This window comes from Stenotrophomonas sp. SrG, from assembly GCF_050031795.1.
Classification (GTDB): Bacteria; Pseudomonadota; Gammaproteobacteria; order Xanthomonadales; family Xanthomonadaceae; genus Stenotrophomonas; species Stenotrophomonas rhizophila_A.
The window spans coordinates 1-244 of the sequence record NZ_JBNBBE010000864.1; the positions used below are offsets into that span (position 1 = coordinate 1).

The 244-nt window shown below is 73.8% G+C and carries 1 pseudogene; it reads left to right on the top strand.

The window, feature by feature from the left end:
- Window positions 1–40: 40 nt before the first annotated feature.
- Window positions 41–244 (top strand): annotated as a pseudogene (locus tag ACQG3P_RS21980) (DUF885 domain-containing protein); the annotation flags it as partial.

Here is a 244-nt window from a genome sequence, read left to right on the forward strand (position 1 = left end):
GCCATGATCGGGGTTTGCCGTCCCCCGGGAACCCCTGCTCGTGAAATCACCGGTCGTTGCTGCGTGGCTGCTCGCCCTGGCCGTTCCTGCCCATGCGGCACGGGCCGCCCCCCCTGCGGCACCGACGGTCGCGCCGGCCCGCCTGGCCACCGATGCGCCGGCCGCCGCGGCGGTCCGCGCCATCTACGATAAGGACTGGGCCTGGCGCCAGGCCGGTGGCGGCGAAGCCAGTGAAGACGGTGAT